Here is a 19,309-nt window from a genome sequence, read left to right on the forward strand (position 1 = left end):
TACTAAATTATTGTTAACTTAGTTTTGTCTTAATTTTTTAATTTCTTCAGCATAAGTTTCGCCAGCAGTTTTATCAAATTCTTTTGCAACGCGTCTAAGAGACATGCTCGAACGCTTTGGCAAACGAATCTGCACAACACCAACAAAATCGCCATTCTTTCCGGGCACTCCAGCACCTTCTATACGAACTTCATCACCGCTTGAAACACAAGCTGGAACTTTGAAAGTAACAGGATTGCCGTCTAGGTCGTTTATACTAACTTTTGCACCATGCACTGCTTCACTTAACGTTAGCGGCAATGTAGAAATCAAATCGTCGCCTCGCAAAGTAAATTTATCTGATGCTTCTACTTGAACATGCAAGTACAAGTCACCTGCAGCACCACCGAACTTGCCTGGCTTGCCTTTTCCTTTCAAACGAATTTTCTGTCCGGTTTTTACACCAGCTGGAATATGCGTTTTAAAAGTTTCACCAGCCGCACGCAACGATACTGTAGCGCCTTTAAAAGCTTGCTTAAATGTGAGCTTTATATCGGTTGTTATATCTTCGCCAACTTCAGGCACGTCAGCTTCCTGCGGTTGAGAATACCTCTCACCGCCAAAGCCACTCGTACCTTGGAATCCTGCTGAATCTTGAGAGCGCTGACCTCCACCAAACATGGAGAAAATGTCGCTCATATTTGGTCCAGCACCGTTGGATGTAAAGCGAATGCGCGAACCGTTTCCGCCCATACCACCCATGCCAGAGCCGCCGTTGAACATGGAGAAAATATCCGAGAAACTCGACGCATCGAAACCGCCAGCACCACCTGCTCCTCCAGCGAAACGAGCACCACCAGCACCAAATTGGCGGATAGCATCGTAACGTTGACGAGTTTGACTATCTTTTAATACGTCATAAGCTTCAGAAACATCCTTAAATTTTTCTTCAGCTTCTTTTGTTTTGTTTAAATCAGGGTGATATTTACGAGCAAGTTTGCGATACGCTTTGGTAATCGTTGCCTCATCTGCGTCTTTGGAGACACCGAGAACCTTATAAAAATCCTTAGCTAACCATTCATTTTCAGCCATTTGTGCCTCCTTTCTTCACAAGCACATTGGCTATTTCGCTTTTGACCAAATATAGGCTGCTCGTGCCAACTCTTATGAGTCAGCACGAGCAAGTTATGCAATAAAGTCACGAAAGAGTTTCGTTAGTCATTGCTGTGGTGAAGAAACGACCACACGAGCGGCGCGAATAACGCGATCTCCTATTCGATATCCTGCTTCAACTACAGCATCAACAGTTTCTTTTGTAGCGTCTGGATCTGGTCTGTGCAAAATTGCATCATGCTTGGTCGGGTCAAAATCTTCGCCCTTTTCACCAAACTTTTCCACACCAAACTTTTCAAAAGCCTTATCTATCTTAGTTGCAACAGCCTTGAACGAATCATCCATTTCGCTATGCTCGCGAATGCGGTCAATATCATCCAATGCTGGAAGCAATGCTGTCAGCACGTCAATAATTCCATGCTGTCTGAAACGATCCTGCTCTTTGGCAGAACGATTTCTGAAGTTTATAAACTCAGCACGCTCTCGCTGTAACGCTTCCAAGTACTCTGCAGCTTCTTTCTTAGCTTTACCTAAGGGAGTTAAACTGCCGCTATCTGCGTCTTGGCTGTCTTTCGATTCTGAAGATTCAGTGGAATTCGCCGTATCCTCAGAATTTGCGGAATTCGCAGAAACGTTAGCATCAGCTTTCGTTTCTGCAGGATTTGCACCTTCAGCAGCTTTCGATGAAGATTGCGCAGACGATTTCGCAGAATCACCTGTAGCTTTTACATCCAGCGAGTCAGCATCTTCCATATCTTGCAAATATTCGTTGGCGTTAAAGTCGGACATTACTTGTTGTCCTTATCATCCTTGTCGTCGTCCACCACTTCGGCGTCAACTACATCATCATCCTTAGCTGCAGAGCCAGCCTGAGCACCAGCAGCAGACTGAGCACCAGCTTCGGCACCAGCAGCACCCTGCTGAGCGTAAAGCTGCTGACCGATCTTCTGAGCAGAAGTCATCAACTCGCTTTGAGCAGACTTAATCTTCTCAACGTCGTCACCCTTCAAAGCTTCCTTCAAAGCATTAACCTTGTCGGTAACTTCCTTAGAGATTTCATCGGAAAGCTTGTCTTTATTGTCGTTCACGAGCTTTTCAGTCTGGTAAGCAAAGGCTTCTGCTTGGTTGCGAACTTCAGCTTCTTCCTTACGCTTCTTATCTTCAGCTTCGTGAGCTTCAGCTTCCTTCACCATGCGGTCAATTTCGTCCTTTGGCAAACCAGAACCACCGGTAATAGTCATGGACTGTTCCTTACCAGTGCCCTTATCCTTAGCGGAAACGTGCACAATGCCGTTAGCATCAATATCGAAAGTAACTTCAATCTGCGGAACGCCACGAGGAGCTGGAGCAATTCCAGTCAACTCAAAAGTACCAAGAGGCTTGTTATCGCGAGCAAACTCACGTTCGCCCTGGTAAACCTGAATCAACACGGATGGCTGATTGTCTTCAGCAGTAGAGAATACTTCCGAGCGCTTCGTAGGAATAGCAGTATTGCGATCGATAAGCTTTGTCATAATTCCACCCTTGGTTTCAATACCCAAGGAAAGTGGAGTTACATCAATAAGCAGAACGTCTTTGCGATCTCCCTTAATAACGCCCGACTGAACGGCTGCACCAACTGCAACAACCTCATCTGGGTTCACGGACTGGTTAGCTTCCTTACCGCCTGTAAGTTCCTTCACCAAATCCTTCACAGCTGGCATACGAGTTGAACCACCAACAAGAACCACGTGATCGATCTGGCTTACTGAAATACCAGCGTCAGAAAGAACGTTGTTAAATGGAGTACGGCAGCGGCCAAGCAAGTCGGAAGTCATTTCCTCAAAGTGAGCACGAGTCAAAGTCTCATCCAAATGCACTGGAGTGCCGTCAGGAGTCATTGCCAAGTACTGCATAGAAATTGAGGTAGAAGTAGAAGAGCTAAGTTCCTTCTTTGCCTGCTCAGCAGCTTCCTTCAAGCGCTGCAAAGCAATCTTATCCTTGCTCAAATCAACGCCATACTTGTTCTTAACTTCGCCAACGAGCCAGTCGATAATCTTCTGATCCCAGTCGTCGCCACCCAAATGGTTATCGCCGTTAGTTGCTTGCACCTGAATTGTGGAGAATCCGTCGTCATCCTTACCAATTTCAAGCAAGGACACATCGAAAGTACCGCCACCCAAGTCGAATACCAAAATGCGCTCGTCTTCCTTGCCTTTTTCAAGGCCGTAAGCCAAAGCTGCAGCAGTTGGTTCGTTAATAATACGAAGCACGTTCAAGCCTGCAATCTTACCTGCATCCTTAGTTGCCTGACGCTGAGCATCGTTGAAGTATGCTGGGCATGTAATAACGGCATCGGTTACCGGCTCACCCAAGTAAGCTTCAGCATCGCGCTTCAACTTCATCAGAACCTGTGCAGAAATCTCTTGTGGAGTCCACTTCTTGCCGTCGATATCAACAGTCCAATCAGTGCCCATGTGGCGCTTTACTGAGCTAATCGTGCGATCAACGTTTGTTACAGCCTGACGCTTAGCAACTTCACCAACCAAGATTTCGCCAGACTTGCTGAATGCCACAACAGATGGCGTGGTACGTGCGCCTTCAGCGTTTACAATAACTGTTGGGCTGCCACCTTCAAGAGTAGCAATGCAAGAGTTGGTTGTTCCCAAATCAATACCTACTGCGCGTCCCATAATTTCTCCTTAACTAGGTATTGCACCTTTTGTGCAATTACGCTTTCCTTCAAGTTTTGTAGTTACGTAAGCTGAACCTTATTTAGATTCCTTGTTGGAAACTATGTAAAGCATCAGCTTTTTTACTTTCCAAAACTTGAGTCTATTACACTCAACTTATAAAAGTCAACTTTTATTCCCAAAAATTACAAAAAACTTTATACAACTAGACTCAAGTTTTGCAATTTAAGCAAAATTAATGGGAAATTCTGAAAAATTCAATAGGATTCACGCGCTGAACTTAAAGCGACGCAAAGAATTATCCAGAGCGTTATAACGCGCTAAAACGCCAATAAGCGGCGTGCCAATACCGGTTATGAGTTTAATTGCTTCAGTTGCCATCATTGCGCCAACAATAGCTGCAGTTGCACCCAACACAGCCGATTTTGGCACTTTTTCTTTAGGCGGAGGGCACGCATACAAATCACGCAAACCAGGACCTTTTCCTGGCACGAAAACGCTTACTTGACCTTCATAATAAAGCACCGAACCGTAAACTTCCGGCGTACCAGCACTCCAAGCAGCATCCGCAATCAAAAAGCGCGTATCAAAATTATCACAACCGTCGATAACAATATCGTGACTTTCTACAAGCTGCTTTGCGTTGTCTTCATTAAATCTATTTACAAGGTTGATTTTTAAACCTGGAGATAACGCTTGCAGACGATTAGCTGCAAGTTGCGCTTTAGATTTGCCGCACTGATCGACAGTATATAAAGTCTGTCTTTGCAAATTAGAAAGCTCAACAACGTCGTCGTCACAAATTGTGATTTCTCCAACTCCTGCAGCAGCAAGCGAAAGCAAGCACGGCGAACCAAGTCCACCTGCACCGACCATGCAGATTTTCGCATCGCGAAGTAACTGCTGATGTTCATTAGTAAAGCCCGGCAGGAGCAAGTGACGGCTAGTGCGTTCCGCCTCAAGCTCCTGCAGGTTGTCGTAAATTTTATTAATCGTCATGTTGAATAATATGCCGAAAAATTACAGTACAGAAATTTACAGTACAGAATCAGCCCAAGCGCGACCTTCAACAGGCGAAGAAGCGAGTGCATGTTCACGCTTAGGAATACGGCCAGCATCGTGAGCAAGCTTTCCAGCAGTTACAGCAGCAGCCATTGCGCGGCCCATCTTTACAGGATCTGGGCAGCGAGTTACAGCACTTGCAAGAAGCACACCAGAGCAGCCAATTTCGAAAGCTTTAACAACATCGGAAGCAGTTCCAACACCAGCATCCAAAATTACAGGAACGCCAGCTTCCTTGCATTCTTGAACAATCAGCTCAATGTTTCGAGGATTCAAAATGCCAAGACCAGTTCCAATTGGAGCACCACCAGGCATAACAGCCTTCACGCCAAGCGAAACCAAGCGACGAGCCACAATCGGGTCGTCATTCGTGTAGCAAAGCACGCTAAATCCTTCTTCAATAAGCTTTTCTGCAGCAAGCAATACTTCACGAGTATCTGGGAGCAAAGTATCGTCGTCTGCAATTACTTCGAGCTTAATCCAGTCAGTTCCAAGCGATTCACGAGCCATTTTTGCTGTAAGAACAGCATCATGCGCAGTTTTGCAACCAGCAGTATTTGGCAAAACGTTAATATTGTGGCGCTGCAACATGCCGTAAATATCCACGCCAGTTTTTGCGTGACGACGCATGGCAACTGTTGCCACTTCCGCACCCGAAGCAACAAGCGACTTTTCCATAATATCAATGCTCGTCATGCCGCCTGTACCAAGCAAAAGCCTTGAGTGTAAAGTCTTACCGCAAAGCTGCCAAGTATCGGCACTTTCTTCTGTATTATTTTCTGTCATTTTAAGCCTTTTATTTAATATTTAATATTTAAACTTAATTAAAATTAAATAATTAAGCGCACTAATTTCACGCTTAATTTTGTGGTGTTTCAGCCGCCTTGAACTGCGCTAAGAATTTCGACTTGATTCCCATCACATATGACTGCTGATTCCCATTGCGCGCGAGAAAGCACATCGTCGCCAATTGCGACCGCTATACCAGGTCCTGCATCCGAACCATAACGTTGCGCAATAAGCTGAGCAACAGTCAATCCGTCTTGCACTTCAACAGTTTCACCATTGACTACGATTTGCATAATCTAACCTTTACTAACTAAAAGCTGAATTACTAAAAGTACTTTCTGCATCACACTTACGTCTATATTGGAACACTTCACACAATTCGCGGCGAAATCTAGCGAATTCACTGAAATTAGCGATTAGAAGCGTGCAGGATTGCAGCTCTCCAAGAAGCCCTTTTCCTTCTCAGTTAACTCTTGCTCAAGCACAAGCTTTGTAGTCAAAGAAGAGCCCAAAGCTGTGAGCAAAATGCCGTGACGGAAGTAACCGGTGGAAATCGTGGTGTGCGTCTTAGGATCAATGCCAATGAATGGCAAATCATCTGGAGTTCCAGGACGACCGCCAGCAGTAACCTCAGTAATCGAGCATTCCTGAATGCCAGGAAGCACACTTGCGGCATCGCGAAGCAAGTCAAGCACGCCACCGACCTTTGGAATATCGCGATCGTCTTCACGAGAAGTAGCGCCGAGCACAAGCTCGCCTGTTTCTTTAGCGCGAGGCACCAAATAAACTGGACGGTCATGCACAAATCCACGAACCACAGAGCTCAAAATTGGACGCAAAGGCTCTGGAATAGTCATACGAATCATATCGCCCCACACAGCGCGAAGCTTAAGCTGAGGAAGCATATCCTTAGCACCCAAGCCGGATGCCAAAACTGTGTCTGGACCCAAATCGTCTGGAGTGCTTGCGCGACGCTCAATAACAACACCGCGCTTTTCAAGTGCATCAATCATTGCTGCAGTGAAAAGACGAGGGTTGATTTGATGGTCGTCCGGCACGCTTACAGCGCCTGCAATCGTCGGCGAAAGCGCAGGCTCAATTTCACGAAGCTTACTCACAGAAATATGCTCAGCTCTACGTCCATAACGGTGCTGCAAGTTTAGCAACTCGTTCACGTGCTCGTTATCTGCAGCGTCACCACCGATTACGTAAGAGCCGCACTCTAAGTAGCCAGTTGGCTTATCGGTGTACTTTGCAACCGAATCAACCAATTCCTTATACATAGTTGCAGACTCAAACATAAGAGGATACAACGCTTCTTGCTGATATTGCATTTCTGCGGTAGGAGCTAGCATGCCGGCGGCATGGTGAGAAGCGCCGGAGACTGGATCTGGATCAATTATGCTAACTTTTACGCCAGCTTCCGTAAGTCTCCACGCTGTTGCTAAACCAATAATACCTGCACCAATAATACGAATATTTCGCATATATACTCCTTCCCTACGGCGGCATTACCCGCATCAGGTTTACGGTCGGCTTTCGCCCTCTCAGCCTGTGTAGAACAGGCTCCCGCGGTGTAACCTTGACTTTCAAGAATTACAAATGCAGAACGTTTCAATATTGCTAACTTAGCAATATGCAAATGCTGCAGGTAGATGTAACAAAATTATGTGAATTTCATCACACTACCGTGCAGCATTTTAACACTTCTACAGAAAATCTGTTAATTTATCCGGTATGTCAAGCTGTGAAACTAAGCAATTTTTGTTACCGACGCAGTCAGCGCTCGCGCGGATTACGCGCTCGCTTACGAAACTCGCGTTGGAAGTCCACTGGACTCCCAACTTAAGCGAGTTTCCGCTCCGAGTTGCCTTCGCGCGCTAAATCGCATCGCTCAGGCAGGTCGTCGCGTTGCGCAGGCAATGTATAACTCCGTTTTTTCGTTACTAACGCAGATTAAATCACTCAACCGAGCGCAGCAAAATCTCCTCAAGCGCGTGCTTCACAGAAACAGGCAGAGTGCAACGCCATTGCGCCCACTTCACTACGGAAGGCTGATCAGTTGCGTAAGCGTTAAGCATATCAACATTGTTGCGATACTTTTCTGCTTCCGATTCGTTTTCGTATTCAAGAGTTGAGATTGCAGCAATAGCGCCTGCACTTCCGCCAGCCTCGCTCACTGCATCAAAAGCCATTTCCTTACCGCGGTACGGCACTTGCGCTTGAAGCAGGAATCGGTAAGCGTCACCAACTTTAGGATCGGCAGCAACTTGCAATCCGCCGTCAACAATTACGCGAACTTCCGAACGAGCCGGCACGTCTTTTACAGAAACCGACAAACTCAAAGCCGACTCTTCACCTTCGTAAGAAATCGCAAACTCGCTTGCGTTAAGCTCTTGGCTCCCCACAAACACGCGCACGTGAGCAAAATCTGTGCAAGCAACTCCTCTAAATACAACATTCCAGTTGCGTTTTTGCGGCACAGATTTTACGGCAGTATCTTCCCCGGCAATGCCTGAAATAATGAATTGCGAAGAACCATTGCCGTCTCGCCACACAAAATTCATACACGTGTTGGCAGTATTCCCAGCAGACGCTGCAGCAAAGTCACCGTTATCTTCTCGCATTACGAACTCGCCGTCAGCTCCAGGGAAAGCGAGCACGCGCAAACTACGAGGATTTTCAATACTATTAACAGATTCAGCAGCATCAGCACTACGCTCGCAATCTGCAACTTCCGGCAAAACTTGCAGAGGCACAATTGCTCCAGCACACGCAAAAGCAGGCACGCGATCAAGCGAGCGCCATGCTTCAAATCTGCGACCATTCAAGCCGCGAGACACATACCTGCGCCCGTCAAATAAATCGTACCAATCACCTTCCGGCAACCAAACTCCAGCACATCCGCGCAAAGCAGCCGCATCATTAGGCGAAACAATCGGCGCTACTATAAGCTCACTTCCAAAACGGTATTCGTTAGGAATTTCGTAAGCCATGCCAACTTCCGGCGACTGCCAGTACATTGGCTCAACAATCGGTCTGCCCTCAAAAGCTGCGCGATAATTCATCGTATAAACGTATGGCAAAAGTTCCGCGCGCAAACGAAGCATTTTCACCATTGCTTCGCGAGTTTCCGGAGGGAAATTCCACGGCTCTTTTCCAGCAAACGGCGAACAAGTCGAGTGCAAACGATTAATAGGACTAAACGCGCCGAAAGCGTACCATCGCGCTTCCAGCTCGTTATTTCTAACGCCAAGCATGTGTCCGCCAATATCGTGGCTCCACCATCCGTAGCCAATATTGGAAGCTGTAGCAGTAAAGTAAGTTTGGAAAGCAAGCGAATCCCAAGTAGTAACGGTATCTCCCGAGAATCCAACTGGGTAGCGATGCGAACCAGGCCCAGCATAACGAGAGAATGTAAGCGGCCAGCGTCCGTCGCGCGCAGCATCCTCATAATGCATGTGATTTAGCATCCAAAGAGGATCCAAACCAGGCTCGCGCGTCACGCCTCCCTGCTGCCAGTCAATCCACCAAAATCGCACGCCTTCATCTTCCATACGATGATGCATATTGAAGTAAGCTTCAACAAATTGCGGATTTGTTAAATCAAATTCCACAGCTTCACCGCTTGCAGGATCAATTCCCATCTCTCGCGCAACTTGCGGATAATCTTTTTCAAACGCACGCACGCCGTCGCGCGGATGCAAGTTCAAAGTTGGAGCCAAGCCAGCAGCGTTAAGTTTACGCAAAAAAGCGCGATGATCCGGGAAAAGTTCCTCATTCCACGTGTAACCAGTCCAACCGGAACCATATTTTGCATCAACATCCGTAACATGCCAATCCATGTCAATAACAGCTGCACTGAAAGGTATGCCTTCGCGCTTAAAACGATTATGCAATTGCAAATATTCGTCTTGATAGTAGCGATAGTATCTGCTCCACCAATTGCTTAGCGCAAAACGTGGAAGCAGCGGCTGAGCACCTGTGAGCTTATAAAAGTCTTGAATTGCTTGAATGTAGTGGTGTCCGTAGCCGAAGAAATACAAGTCTTTATATCTTCCAGCTTGCTCACTAACCTTGTGCGCACGCGACTTAACCCAAGCCCCATACGGGTTTGATTTGCCATTTATTTCCTCAGCCGGAGCAATTTCGCAAGTTGCAGAATCATCTAAAATAGACCATCCATCGCGCGAAAGTATGCCTTTATCGAGCTTTACTGGGCCGTTCGCCTGATCCAAAGTTCTAAAAGTTCCAAGAAGATTTCCCGGGCAATCGTCGCCATAATGCCACGTATTAAACTGCGTACATGGCACTCCGCGCACAACAATACTTAAGCCTTCTTTGCTAAAAGCTTCGCAGCTATAAGTAAGGTGAAGCTTTTCAGTTTCTACTTCCAGCCATCCATTTTCGTTTTTATGCGCACTAAATTGTGGCTGAGCATACGCGCTCTTCTGAGCAAAATTGCGACAAATCACAGTTTGCGTAGGATTGTCAACAAACTCTCCATCGTCACTCCACTCAAGACGCAACAGCGAATCTGTAATAACTGTAATTCGCCACTTTTCGCCCTTAATTACCTGACTATCCTGCGCCTTTGCATACTGCGAATTTGCAAGGTCAGCAAAAATTTGAGATTGCGAATCCGAATACGTCACAGCTTCACCGATAATTTGTGATTTATCTTGATTGCTTATATTTATCACACTCATAGCAGCACCTTTACTCAGTACGCAATGCCACACTGCAACATTTGTCACACAACATTTGTCATACAACACTTGTTGCACCACGCTTTCGCGCACAACACTTACGTATCTTCTCTTCACTTATGCGGGTTACTTACCGCTACCAGTGGAAATACCTGCAATAAACTGCTTTTGGAAAATTACGTACACTATAATAACTGGCACAATCGCCAAAGAAGTCGCTGCAAACAAGCCACCATAATCAGTGCCATATCGCCCAGTAAACACCTTCAAGCCCACTGCGAGCAGCTGCTTCTTTTCGTCCGAAATCATCAAGAACGGCCACAGATAGTCCTCCCAGTTCCACAAGAAAGTAAAGATGGCGAGCGCCGCAATCGTGTTATGGCTCATAGGAAGAATAATACTGTGGAAAATACGAAAATCAGATGCTCCGTCCAGTTTCGCAGCTTCAATGAGTTCGTCAGAAATACCTGTTATTGACTGACGGAAGAGGAAAATGCCGAAAGCGCTAATTAATCCCGGGACAATTAAGGCTCGGTACGTATCTTGCCAACCGAAACTTGTCATCATATCGTACTGCGGAATAATAGTTACAGCCCACGGAACCATCATGGTGCTCATCACTATACCAAAAAGCAAATTACGGCAACGGAAACGCATTTTTGCAAATACATATCCCAACACTGCGCTGGTATAAATGGCAATTACCGTTTTTGCTACAGCAACAAACAACGAGTTGCAGAATAATCTCAAGAAATCAAATTTTTCCTGAATACCAACGTAGTTATCAAACGTACTAGGCATAGGAAATAGTCCACCATCGACACGCACAATATCACTATTTGGCGCAAATGAAGAAATGAACATCCACACAAATGGAATAATTGTTAGCGCAGAAAGCAGAAAAAGAAAAATAGTAAGCGACCAACTCAACACAGCATGACGAGTGCTGCTTCTTGCACAGTTACGTAATTTTTTCACAATACCCCCCTTAGCCGGCACCGTAACAACAGCTCCAGTCGTTTCCGTTTTATTGCTCACACCAACTCACCGTCCTCAGAAGCTTTGAACATGATTATCGTGAGTACGCCAGTAAAGATAAAAAGCACTACGCTCATGGCTGACGCAATACCAAAGTTATACTTTTGGAAGGCTTGATCAAAGATCAAGTAGCTAATAGTGTAAGTTGCTGTTCCTGGGCCACCGTTAGTCATAACTAAAATCTGCACGTAGGCTTGCAGGTAAGCAATCATTGACGTGATCACAATGAATAACGTTGTAGGTTTGAGTAGAGGCAAAGTAATGCGGAAGAATTTTTGCACACTGTTAGCACCATCAATATCGGCTGCTTCATACACATCTTTGGGAAGGTTCATTAAGCCTGCTAAATATAGCACGGTTGCGTAGCCAAAATCTTTCCAAATGGTCATGATAATAATTGCCGGCATGGCCCAAGTAGAACTGTGCAGCCAATTAATATTCAATCCCGTAACTTTATCAATCATGCCAAACTGCGGATCAAACATCCACATCCACACGAAGCTTACTGCGACAAGTGGTGTAATCGTTGGCATATAAAATAGGCCACGCAGCGAATCTTTGCAATGCACGAGCTTGGAGCTGAGCAACATTGCCAAACCCAAACCGAGAATAATGCGGAAAATTACGGATATTGTCATGAAAATAGCTGTATTACCGATTGACTTCCAAAATAGGCCGTCGGTTAAAATCTGTTTGAAATTATCGAGCCCAACCCAGTTGTACGTTCCAACCAACGGATTCCACTCGTGGAAGCTGCCGGCAAACGCTTTATAAATAGGATAGGCAAGGAAAATCGCGAAATAAGCAACCAGAAATGTCACTGCCACATTGCGAAATGAGAAGGTTCGAGACAACGCAGCGGTTACTTTTGCTATACCACCAAATTTTTTCCCTAGAGGAGTTGAATGAGATTTCTGATCTAATTGTTCCATGATTTCCCTTGCCTTACTTGAAAGAACACACTTCAGTTTATGAATCTTTACTTGTGTTCTTTGAAGAATTCATACTTGCTTTCTGCAGACTTAAAGTTGGAATTCTTCATGTCTTTTACCATGGTCGCCTGTGCTTCTTTTACTGCGGAATCAATAGATTGACCATTTTGCATAACGTTTTGGAACGCTGCCTTGCTGCTGGTTTCCACCGTAGAAGGAGTGATGCCTGGCCAAATCAACCTATTCACGCGAGGCTGAATAGCCGCCATTACCGGGGCCTTAAGAATCTCTGGATCGTTCTGTAGCGATTTCTTCGCTGGGAACGAGTTCAGATGTTTCACTGCAGAGCGAATAAAAGCGTCGTTAGCGAGAATGAACTTGATAAAGTCTTGTGCCACGGCCTGCTGTTCTTTACTTTGGTGAGCGTTGATTCCTGGAGTAGATTCGCCATTGTAGCGATCATAAGCGAATGGCGTTTCTTTCGTGAATGTTGGAGTTGGGAAAATACCGTATTCTACGTTCGGATATTTTTCTTTCAGTAGGCCTTCAAGCCAACCCCAAGCGTATACCATTCCGGATTGTCCGTTGCCAAAACTTTGCGTGTAATCAGTACCGAAGTCTGTTGCAATAACTTTGTCTTTGTCGTACAAATTCTTTAGGAATTGCATGTTTTCGCGCGTAATTTTGTTGTCAAAATTAGGCTTTTTGCCACTTTTATCGAACGCAAGTTCGCCACGTTGATAGTTCAAGCCTTGGTTGATTGCAGCGTATGCATCACCATTAACATTGAAACCGGCTTGTACCATTTTGGAACCGTTCCACTTGGTAAGTTTCTTTGCCACCTCGCGCAACTCGTCCCAAGTCGTAGGAATATCTGCTTCTGTTAAACCGGCTTCTTTCCAAAGCTTTTTATTGTAGTAAATATTGCCAGTATTGATGACCGAGTCAATATACTTTACTTTTCCGTTGGAATCTTCGTGTGCGACAGAAGAGCTGTAGTCAGCTTCCATTGCTGCCTTGTCAACGTTGTAGTCGGCAGCGTATGGGCGTATAAGCTCATCCTTGGAATTGTGAATATTGAACAGAGCTGGGCCGCTTTTGCCTTTGAGTGCTAACGGTAGTTTTGTCCAATAATCGTCCCAAGCAACGTTCTTCGTTTTGAACGTTACGTTAGGGTAGATTTTCGTATACTGCTTGATCATATCGTAGATTGGGTCGGTACTACTGTCTCCCCAGCTCCAATATTCCAAAGCAATTGGCTTGCCTTGATTAACAAGATGGTTAGGGTTATATTTCAATGCTTCACCCATTACCGGCAAACCTTTATCTTTTTTTGTGTCGGTTACACCGGCAGAATTGCTGCCACACGCGCTAACACTAGCAAGCATGCCTAAAACAGCGACACATGAAATACATATTTTTCTAATGTTCATTGTTACTCCACTTCTTCGTGAAATTAATGGGTAAAATCTATAATATTGCGAAAAGTTTTCACTGGTCAAACAGAAAAAATGTGAATGTAAAGGTTTTCATTTCGAATCCGTTAAACTGCACCATTTTTGCGAAAATAAATACTTTTTTACCCGCGTGTCTAAAAATGTAAACCTTTACATTTATTGTATTTACATAACACTTATATGTTCTTTTTGAAGGGTATATATAACACTCTTCATATTTGAGCAAAAACAAAGAACAGAAGAAATAAAATGTCAAAAAACAGTATTAGCGATGTAGCTACGCTAGCAGGGGTTTCCATAGCCACTGTCTCTAGAACTTTCGCTCACCCAGACAAAGTAGCGCCAGCAACACGAGCAAAAGTTACGCAAGCAGCAGAACAACTCGACTTTACTGTATCAAGAACCGCAGGAGTACTGAAATCAGGCAAATCATACCGCATAGCACTACTTATTGGTAGCAGTCGCATAGAATGGTTTAGTGCTTCTATTATTGAAGGATTAAACGCTACGTTGCACGCAGCCGGATATGATCTAGTAATTTATTCAGTAGATGGTATCGAACAGCGTAAAACTTTCTTCAAAGAACTACCTTTACGCGGTAATACTGATGCCGTAATCGTATCTTCTTTCGATATCAGCAACAATGAGGCAGAGCAACTTCAACGCATAAAGGTACCTATTGTGGGCATTAATTGTGTAGCGTCTAAAATTCTTTCTGCAGCAATCAGCATTGACGATACTGCAGGAATTAAACTTGCAGTGCGCCATCTCACTACTTTAGGCCACAAAAAACTACTGTATGTTTACGAACATTTTAATTCACCACTTCGCTTCAGTTCTTCGAGACGAATTACCAGTTTTGAAACGATATGCAACGATACACCAGGAGTTCAAGGGAAAATCTTACCAATTGACTTTGGAGACAATCCCTTAGATGCCACTATTTCAGAACTATTTTCAAGCAGCAACCCTCCTACTGCACTGTGCTTTCACCAAGATTCCACAGCTATACCGTTCCTGTTTCGTTTACAAAAACTAGGCATACGAGTGCCAGAAGATTTGTCTATTATTGGTTTTGACAATAGTACTTTTGCAGAAGCATTAGGCTTAACTACTATTCGACAAAATCCATGTCTGATGGCTCAGCAAGCCGCAAATATTGCTTTAGCACTTATTAACGAGCAGCCAATTACAAGACGCCATATTACAGCTCCGCTTCAGCTTCTAATCCGAAACTCAACTGGTCCTGCCCCAGACATTACATCTGCAAACTGATTAGCGAATCAGATTAGAAAACTAGGTTTAAACGCTATGCAAGGCGTAGTACCAAACTCGCTTTATAGCAAACCCTGATTTGCTATAAACCCTGATTTGCGGTAAAACTCGCCTTACAAACAAATCCAAAAACTGCTACGAAATGTTTTCAACGCAAGAATACTGCAAACACTGACGCAATGATCAACATCAGCGGATACCACACATACATAACACAACGGAATGTCGTCGAGTTTTTAGGACCATCACCATAAGCGCTACGATAATGCAACACAGCCACACCAATACCAGGTGCAAGCATCGACATAGCACCGAACATTCCTGCAGTCATCTCCATAGTAATTTCGCGCTTTTTTAATAATTCAAAAAGAAGTACGAAAATAAGCAAAGTTACACCGCCGAAGAAAATTCCATGCTGCACAAAAACTTTTCCTATCAAATTCCAAAGAAGACCCGCAATGATAAGCACAGTAATAGCAAAACCTTTACTAAATCCGCTTAAACGCTCCCTAATTGTATCTATACTCGAAAGTACAAATAGTGCGATAACCATTGCAAATACAGGATTTTGCGAACGCATGTCGAACAAACATTTTGAATTCACCAAATCGTATGGAACTTCGCAGACCACTGCTAAAATCAACAATCTTAACATGTAAAGATTCAAATTATGAGTATTGTGATATCCGCGTACTAATATCCACGCATACCATGGCACTGCAGTCCAGCTTATAAATTCGCAAACTAATATGACTGTCAATGCGAACATATTATTGGTTACTGTTCCGCCGAACATTCGTGCAATTACTGTGTTACTAAATGCACCTAGCATAAGCATAAAAGCGCCGAGCATTTTAAGTTTATTGAGCGTGATTCCAGTTTTTATGTTACGGTCAGCACGAATTGGTTTGCCGTTTGCGTCAAGCATTTCCTTATTCGCGTTACCGCTATCACGCATTATTGCTTTACCACTATTAATACCCATTGCACGTCCTTGTTTATTTGCGCATACCTAGTTTATATAAACTTTATCTGTAGTTACGTATCTAACTAACCTGTAATTTACATTCCAAACACTGCAAAACTTTGAGCGCCGAGTGTTAAGCAATCACCATTAACTGATATTTCTCCAATTTTAAGTAATGGATTGTAAGCAGATTCTTGCGTAAGATTCGCTAATGCTTCTAATGAAACTGTTTCGCTATTTACACCTGGGTTCATAACCACAATGCTTCGTTCCACAGCTGATTCTCCTACGTCACCTTTTGCGCAACGCTCGTAAGCAAAGCCGCGGCCGTCAACCGGAGCATACAAAACTCTCCAAGACGCGTCAGCTTGCAAAGATTTGCGACTATGGCGAAGCGCAATAAGCGAGCGCACCCACGAAAGGAAGGAATCTTCGCAATTAATTTGCGCAGAAACAGTTGGAATTTCACCACTTTCCACTGCTTGTTTTCGAGAATTTGCGCAAGTTCTTCCGTCTGCTCGCGCTTCAACAGGCAAGTATAATTTAGATTTTGCAGCCATCGAGAAGCCAAAATTCTTTGCATCGTCCCATTGCATTGGCGTACGAGTGCCCGTACGAGCGTAGCCGCCTTCTTTTGTTGGAATATCGCGATATTTCATGCCAATTTCGTCGCCATAATACACGAATGGCACGCCTGGCATAGTGAGTATCATGCCGAAAGCCACGCGACGCTCACGATCGCCAAGACGCGGAGCAAGACGCGGCGTATCGTGATTGCACGTGATGAAACTAAAGTAACCTTGCGAATAGGTTGACTCATATTGTGGGCAATAATCGTCTAAAAATGGGCAAATACTGCCGCCGCCGTGCGCATTAAAGTAGCTGTGATCATGCTCAGGATTGCCGTCTAAAGCATTATCAACATCACGAGCTAAACGTGCGTAACCGTTAGGGTTTCCATCCCAGCGCCAATTCAAATAGAAGTCCATGTCGAATCCTGCAGTAAGAGCCTGACGTGGCCTGCCCCATTCGGACACAAAAGCAGCCTGCGGATACTCTTCTTTCACAGTGCCAAGCATTTCCTGCCATGCGCGAATTGTATTGTCTTTGCCAAGGCTTCCTTCGCCATTATTGTCATCGTTTTTTACAAGCGAATCAGCCATATCAACTCGGAATCCATCCGCACCAAGCGAAAGCCAAAATCGCATAATATCAACCATTGCAGCGCGAGTTTCTGCCGCTTCTTTGGAATCTGGAGCGGATTGCCAAGCTCGATCCCTATGTGCAAAACCGTAGTTTAATGCAGGCTGACATTTGAAGAAGTTTAGAATATAAGTGGCGTCACGTTCAGTTTCACCGCCAATAAACGGCATAGAATAGCCGCTAAACGCACTGTCTGTCCAAATATATCGCTTGCTAAATTCGTTTTCTTCAGCTTTCGAACTTTCCTTAAACCACTCGTGTTCTTCACTCGTATGACCCGGCACTAAGTCAAGCAATATGCGGATTCCTCGGTTGTGAGCTTCACTAAAAAGCTGCTTTAAATCTTCGTTCGTTCCGTAACGCGCAGCTACTTTTTTGTAGTCGCGCACGTCATAGCCCGCATCTTTAAAAGGCGAGTCATAGCAGGGATTAAGCCAAATTGCGTTGCAACCAAGCGATTTTACATAGTCTAACTTTTCGATAATTCCTTGAATATCGCCTATGCCATCGCCATTGGAATCACAAAAACTTTGCGGATAGATTTCGTAAAAAACCGCGTCTTTAAGCCACTGAGCATGATCGTATAATGCCATTATTTCACCCTTCTAGCGTTGTGCTACTTAGTTTACACACAACCACTTGAAAAAATTTATAGGGCAAAATATACAGACTAACCCGCCACTCATTTGCAAACGACACGATATCCGTGTATACTACACAGTGCTTACGAACGGATTTGTGAGACTTGTGACGCTGCTCTACGCAGCAATCGCGATGTTGCGCCACAACGGAGTCCGTTACTACGCCACCAAATGATATGCCGGTTTTTGGCATGATATAGGAGGTCAAGGATGACGAATATTAAGAAGATGCTGGGTGCAGGTCTTGCAGTTGCTACTTTGTTTGGATTTGCAGCTTGCGGTTCAAGCACTAACAATAGCGATAAGAAGGCTGCTGATTCAGCACCTGTTCAGCTCACCGTTTGGGGTTCTGCTGACGATCAGAAAGATGGCGGCTGGATTAAGACTGTTGAAGCAGAATTCAAGAAGGAAAATCCAAACGTTACTTTCAAGAACGCTGTTGTTGAGCCACCAGACGCTGCTAAGGCTGTTAAGCAGGATGCTAAGGCTGCTGCTGATGTGTTCCTCTTCCCTAACGATCAGCTCGGCGACTTGGTAAAGGCTGGAGCAATCGGCGAATTAAGCGATGACGCCACAAAGCAAGTTAAGGAACAGAACGAAGATACTTTGATCAAGTCTGTTACCGCTCAGGACGGTAAGCTTTACGGCGTTCCTTACACCGGCAACACTTGGTTCATGTACTACAACAAGTCCAAGTTCTCCGCTGATGACGTTAAGTCCCTCGACAAGATGCTTGAAAAAGGCAAGGTTTCATTCGATCTTGCTAATGCTTGGTATCTCCCAGGCTTCTACCTCGATGGCAATATGACTCTCTTCGGCGAAAGTGGAAACGATGCTAAGGCTGGCATGAAGCTCAGTGATAAGGCTGCTGAAGTTACCAAGTACATTGCAACAAAGCTCGTTGGAAACGAAAAGCACTTCGTACTTGATGGAAATGGTCGCGGCTTGGCTGGCTTGAAGGACGGCTCCGTTGATGCAATATTCTCCGGTTCTTGGGATGCAGCCAAGGTTAAGGACGCCTTGAAGGATAACTATGCTGCAGCTGCTCTTCCAACCTTCAAGACTGAGTCTGGCGAGCACCAGATGAAGTCCTTCGCTGGTTCTAAGGCTGTTGCTTACAACACCAACACCAAGTCTCCAGAGATGGCTGCTAAGTTCGCTGCATTCTTGGGCTCCAAGAAGTCCCAGCAGATTGCTTTCGAAAAGGAAGGTGCAATTCCTTCTGACAAGTCCCTTGCTGACAGCGTAAAGGCAGAGCCAGCTGCTGTTGCTCAGATGGAAACCATTGCTAAGACTTCTGTCTTGCAGCCAGCAATTCCTGAAATGGGTAAGTTCTGGGATCCAGTTCAAGCATTCGGCACTTCTATCTCCACCGGTAAGATTACTGGCGATAATGCTGCCGCGCAGACCGCAGAATTTGCTAAGGGCCTAGAGAAGTAAGTAAACAAAACTTACTCTAGCCAACAAATCTA

15 protein-coding genes and 1 riboswitch are annotated in these 19,309 nt (G+C 44.9%); of the genes, 2 read left to right on the forward strand and 13 right to left on the reverse strand.

Annotation, left to right across the window (positions count from 1 at the left end):
• Window positions 1-18: 18 nt before the first annotated feature.
• From DOD25_RS04935 to DOD25_RS04990, 11 genes are all read right to left on the reverse strand, one after another.
• On the reverse strand, window positions 19-1,071 hold the full coding sequence (locus DOD25_RS04935) for a DnaJ C-terminal domain-containing protein (RefSeq protein WP_004118453.1): 1,053 nt from the start codon (window positions 1,069-1,071) through the stop codon (window positions 19-21).
• Window positions 1,072-1,197: 126 nt separating this feature from the next.
• The gene (grpE, locus tag DOD25_RS04940) at window positions 1,198-1,881 is read right to left on the reverse strand and encodes a nucleotide exchange factor GrpE (protein ID WP_004118452.1); all 684 of its coding nucleotides are present in this window, start codon (window positions 1,879-1,881) and stop codon (window positions 1,198-1,200) included.
• Window positions 1,881-3,764, reverse strand: a complete 1,884-nt coding sequence (dnaK, locus tag DOD25_RS04945; protein ID WP_004104772.1) for a molecular chaperone DnaK — start codon at window positions 3,762-3,764, stop codon at window positions 1,881-1,883. Before dnaK ends, grpE begins: the two co-directional genes overlap by 1 nt.
• A gap of 267 nt (window positions 3,765-4,031) precedes the next feature.
• Complete coding sequence (locus DOD25_RS04950) at window positions 4,032-4,763, reverse strand: HesA/MoeB/ThiF family protein (RefSeq protein ID WP_004118451.1); 732 nt, start codon at window positions 4,761-4,763, stop codon at window positions 4,032-4,034.
• A 36-nt stretch (window positions 4,764-4,799) separates the two neighbouring features.
• Window positions 4,800-5,612: a thiazole synthase gene (locus tag DOD25_RS04955; RefSeq protein WP_004104776.1), complete on the reverse strand. Its 813-nt coding sequence runs from the start codon at window positions 5,610-5,612 to the stop codon at window positions 4,800-4,802.
• 89 nt (window positions 5,613-5,701) lie between these two features.
• Entirely contained in the window at window positions 5,702-5,908 is a 207-nt protein-coding gene (gene thiS / locus DOD25_RS04960; protein WP_004104778.1) for a sulfur carrier protein ThiS, read from the reverse strand.
• A gap of 123 nt (window positions 5,909-6,031) precedes the next feature.
• Window positions 6,032-7,102: a glycine oxidase ThiO gene (gene thiO, locus DOD25_RS04965; protein WP_004104781.1), complete on the reverse strand. Its 1,071-nt coding sequence runs from the start codon at window positions 7,100-7,102 to the stop codon at window positions 6,032-6,034.
• Window positions 7,095-7,198: riboswitch (TPP riboswitch) on the reverse strand. (Overlaps the previous gene by 8 nt.)
• A 378-nt stretch (window positions 7,199-7,576) precedes the next feature.
• Complete coding sequence (locus tag DOD25_RS04975; protein ID WP_231880159.1) at window positions 7,577-10,324, reverse strand: glycoside hydrolase family 31 protein; 2,748 nt, start codon at window positions 10,322-10,324, stop codon at window positions 7,577-7,579.
• Window positions 10,325-10,450: 126 nt separating this feature from the next.
• Window positions 10,451-11,257 carry a carbohydrate ABC transporter permease gene (locus DOD25_RS04980; protein ID WP_032835185.1) on the reverse strand — a complete coding sequence of 269 codons (807 nt, stop codon included), beginning with the start codon at window positions 11,255-11,257 and terminating at the stop codon, window positions 10,451-10,453.
• A 101-nt stretch (window positions 11,258-11,358) separates the two neighbouring features.
• Window positions 11,359-12,294: a carbohydrate ABC transporter permease gene (locus DOD25_RS04985; RefSeq protein WP_004118448.1), complete on the reverse strand. Its 936-nt coding sequence runs from the start codon at window positions 12,292-12,294 to the stop codon at window positions 11,359-11,361.
• Window positions 12,295-12,341: 47 nt separating this feature from the next.
• Entirely contained in the window at window positions 12,342-13,727 is a 1,386-nt protein-coding gene (locus tag DOD25_RS04990) for an extracellular solute-binding protein (protein WP_004118447.1), read from the reverse strand.
• Window positions 13,728-14,000: 273 nt separating this feature from the next.
• Here DOD25_RS04990 and DOD25_RS04995 point away from each other — a divergent pair, with 273 nt between their 5' ends.
• Window positions 14,001-15,026, forward strand: coding sequence for a LacI family DNA-binding transcriptional regulator (locus DOD25_RS04995; protein ID WP_004118431.1), 1,026 nt, complete (start codon window positions 14,001-14,003; stop codon window positions 15,024-15,026).
• Window positions 15,027-15,174: 148 nt separating this feature from the next.
• On the opposite strand, the gene DOD25_RS05000 is transcribed toward DOD25_RS04995, so the two are convergent.
• Together DOD25_RS05000 and DOD25_RS05005 are read right to left on the reverse strand one after the other, a co-directional pair.
• Window positions 15,175-16,011, reverse strand: a complete 837-nt coding sequence (locus tag DOD25_RS05000; RefSeq protein ID WP_004119097.1) for a TraX family protein — start codon at window positions 16,009-16,011, stop codon at window positions 15,175-15,177.
• 77 nt (window positions 16,012-16,088) lie between these two features.
• Window positions 16,089-17,789: an alpha-amylase family glycosyl hydrolase gene (locus DOD25_RS05005; RefSeq protein ID WP_064340170.1), complete on the reverse strand. Its 1,701-nt coding sequence runs from the start codon at window positions 17,787-17,789 to the stop codon at window positions 16,089-16,091.
• A 258-nt stretch (window positions 17,790-18,047) separates the two neighbouring features.
• On the opposite strand from DOD25_RS05005, the gene DOD25_RS05010 reads away from it, so the two are divergent.
• On the forward strand, window positions 18,048-19,277 hold the full coding sequence (locus tag DOD25_RS05010; RefSeq protein ID WP_064340169.1) for an extracellular solute-binding protein: 1,230 nt from the start codon (window positions 18,048-18,050) through the stop codon (window positions 19,275-19,277).
• Window positions 19,278-19,309 lie beyond the last annotated feature (32 nt).

Origin of the sequence: Gardnerella leopoldii, assembly GCF_003293675.1 — a bacterium.
Lineage (GTDB): Bacteria > Actinomycetota > Actinomycetes > Actinomycetales > Bifidobacteriaceae > Bifidobacterium > Bifidobacterium leopoldii.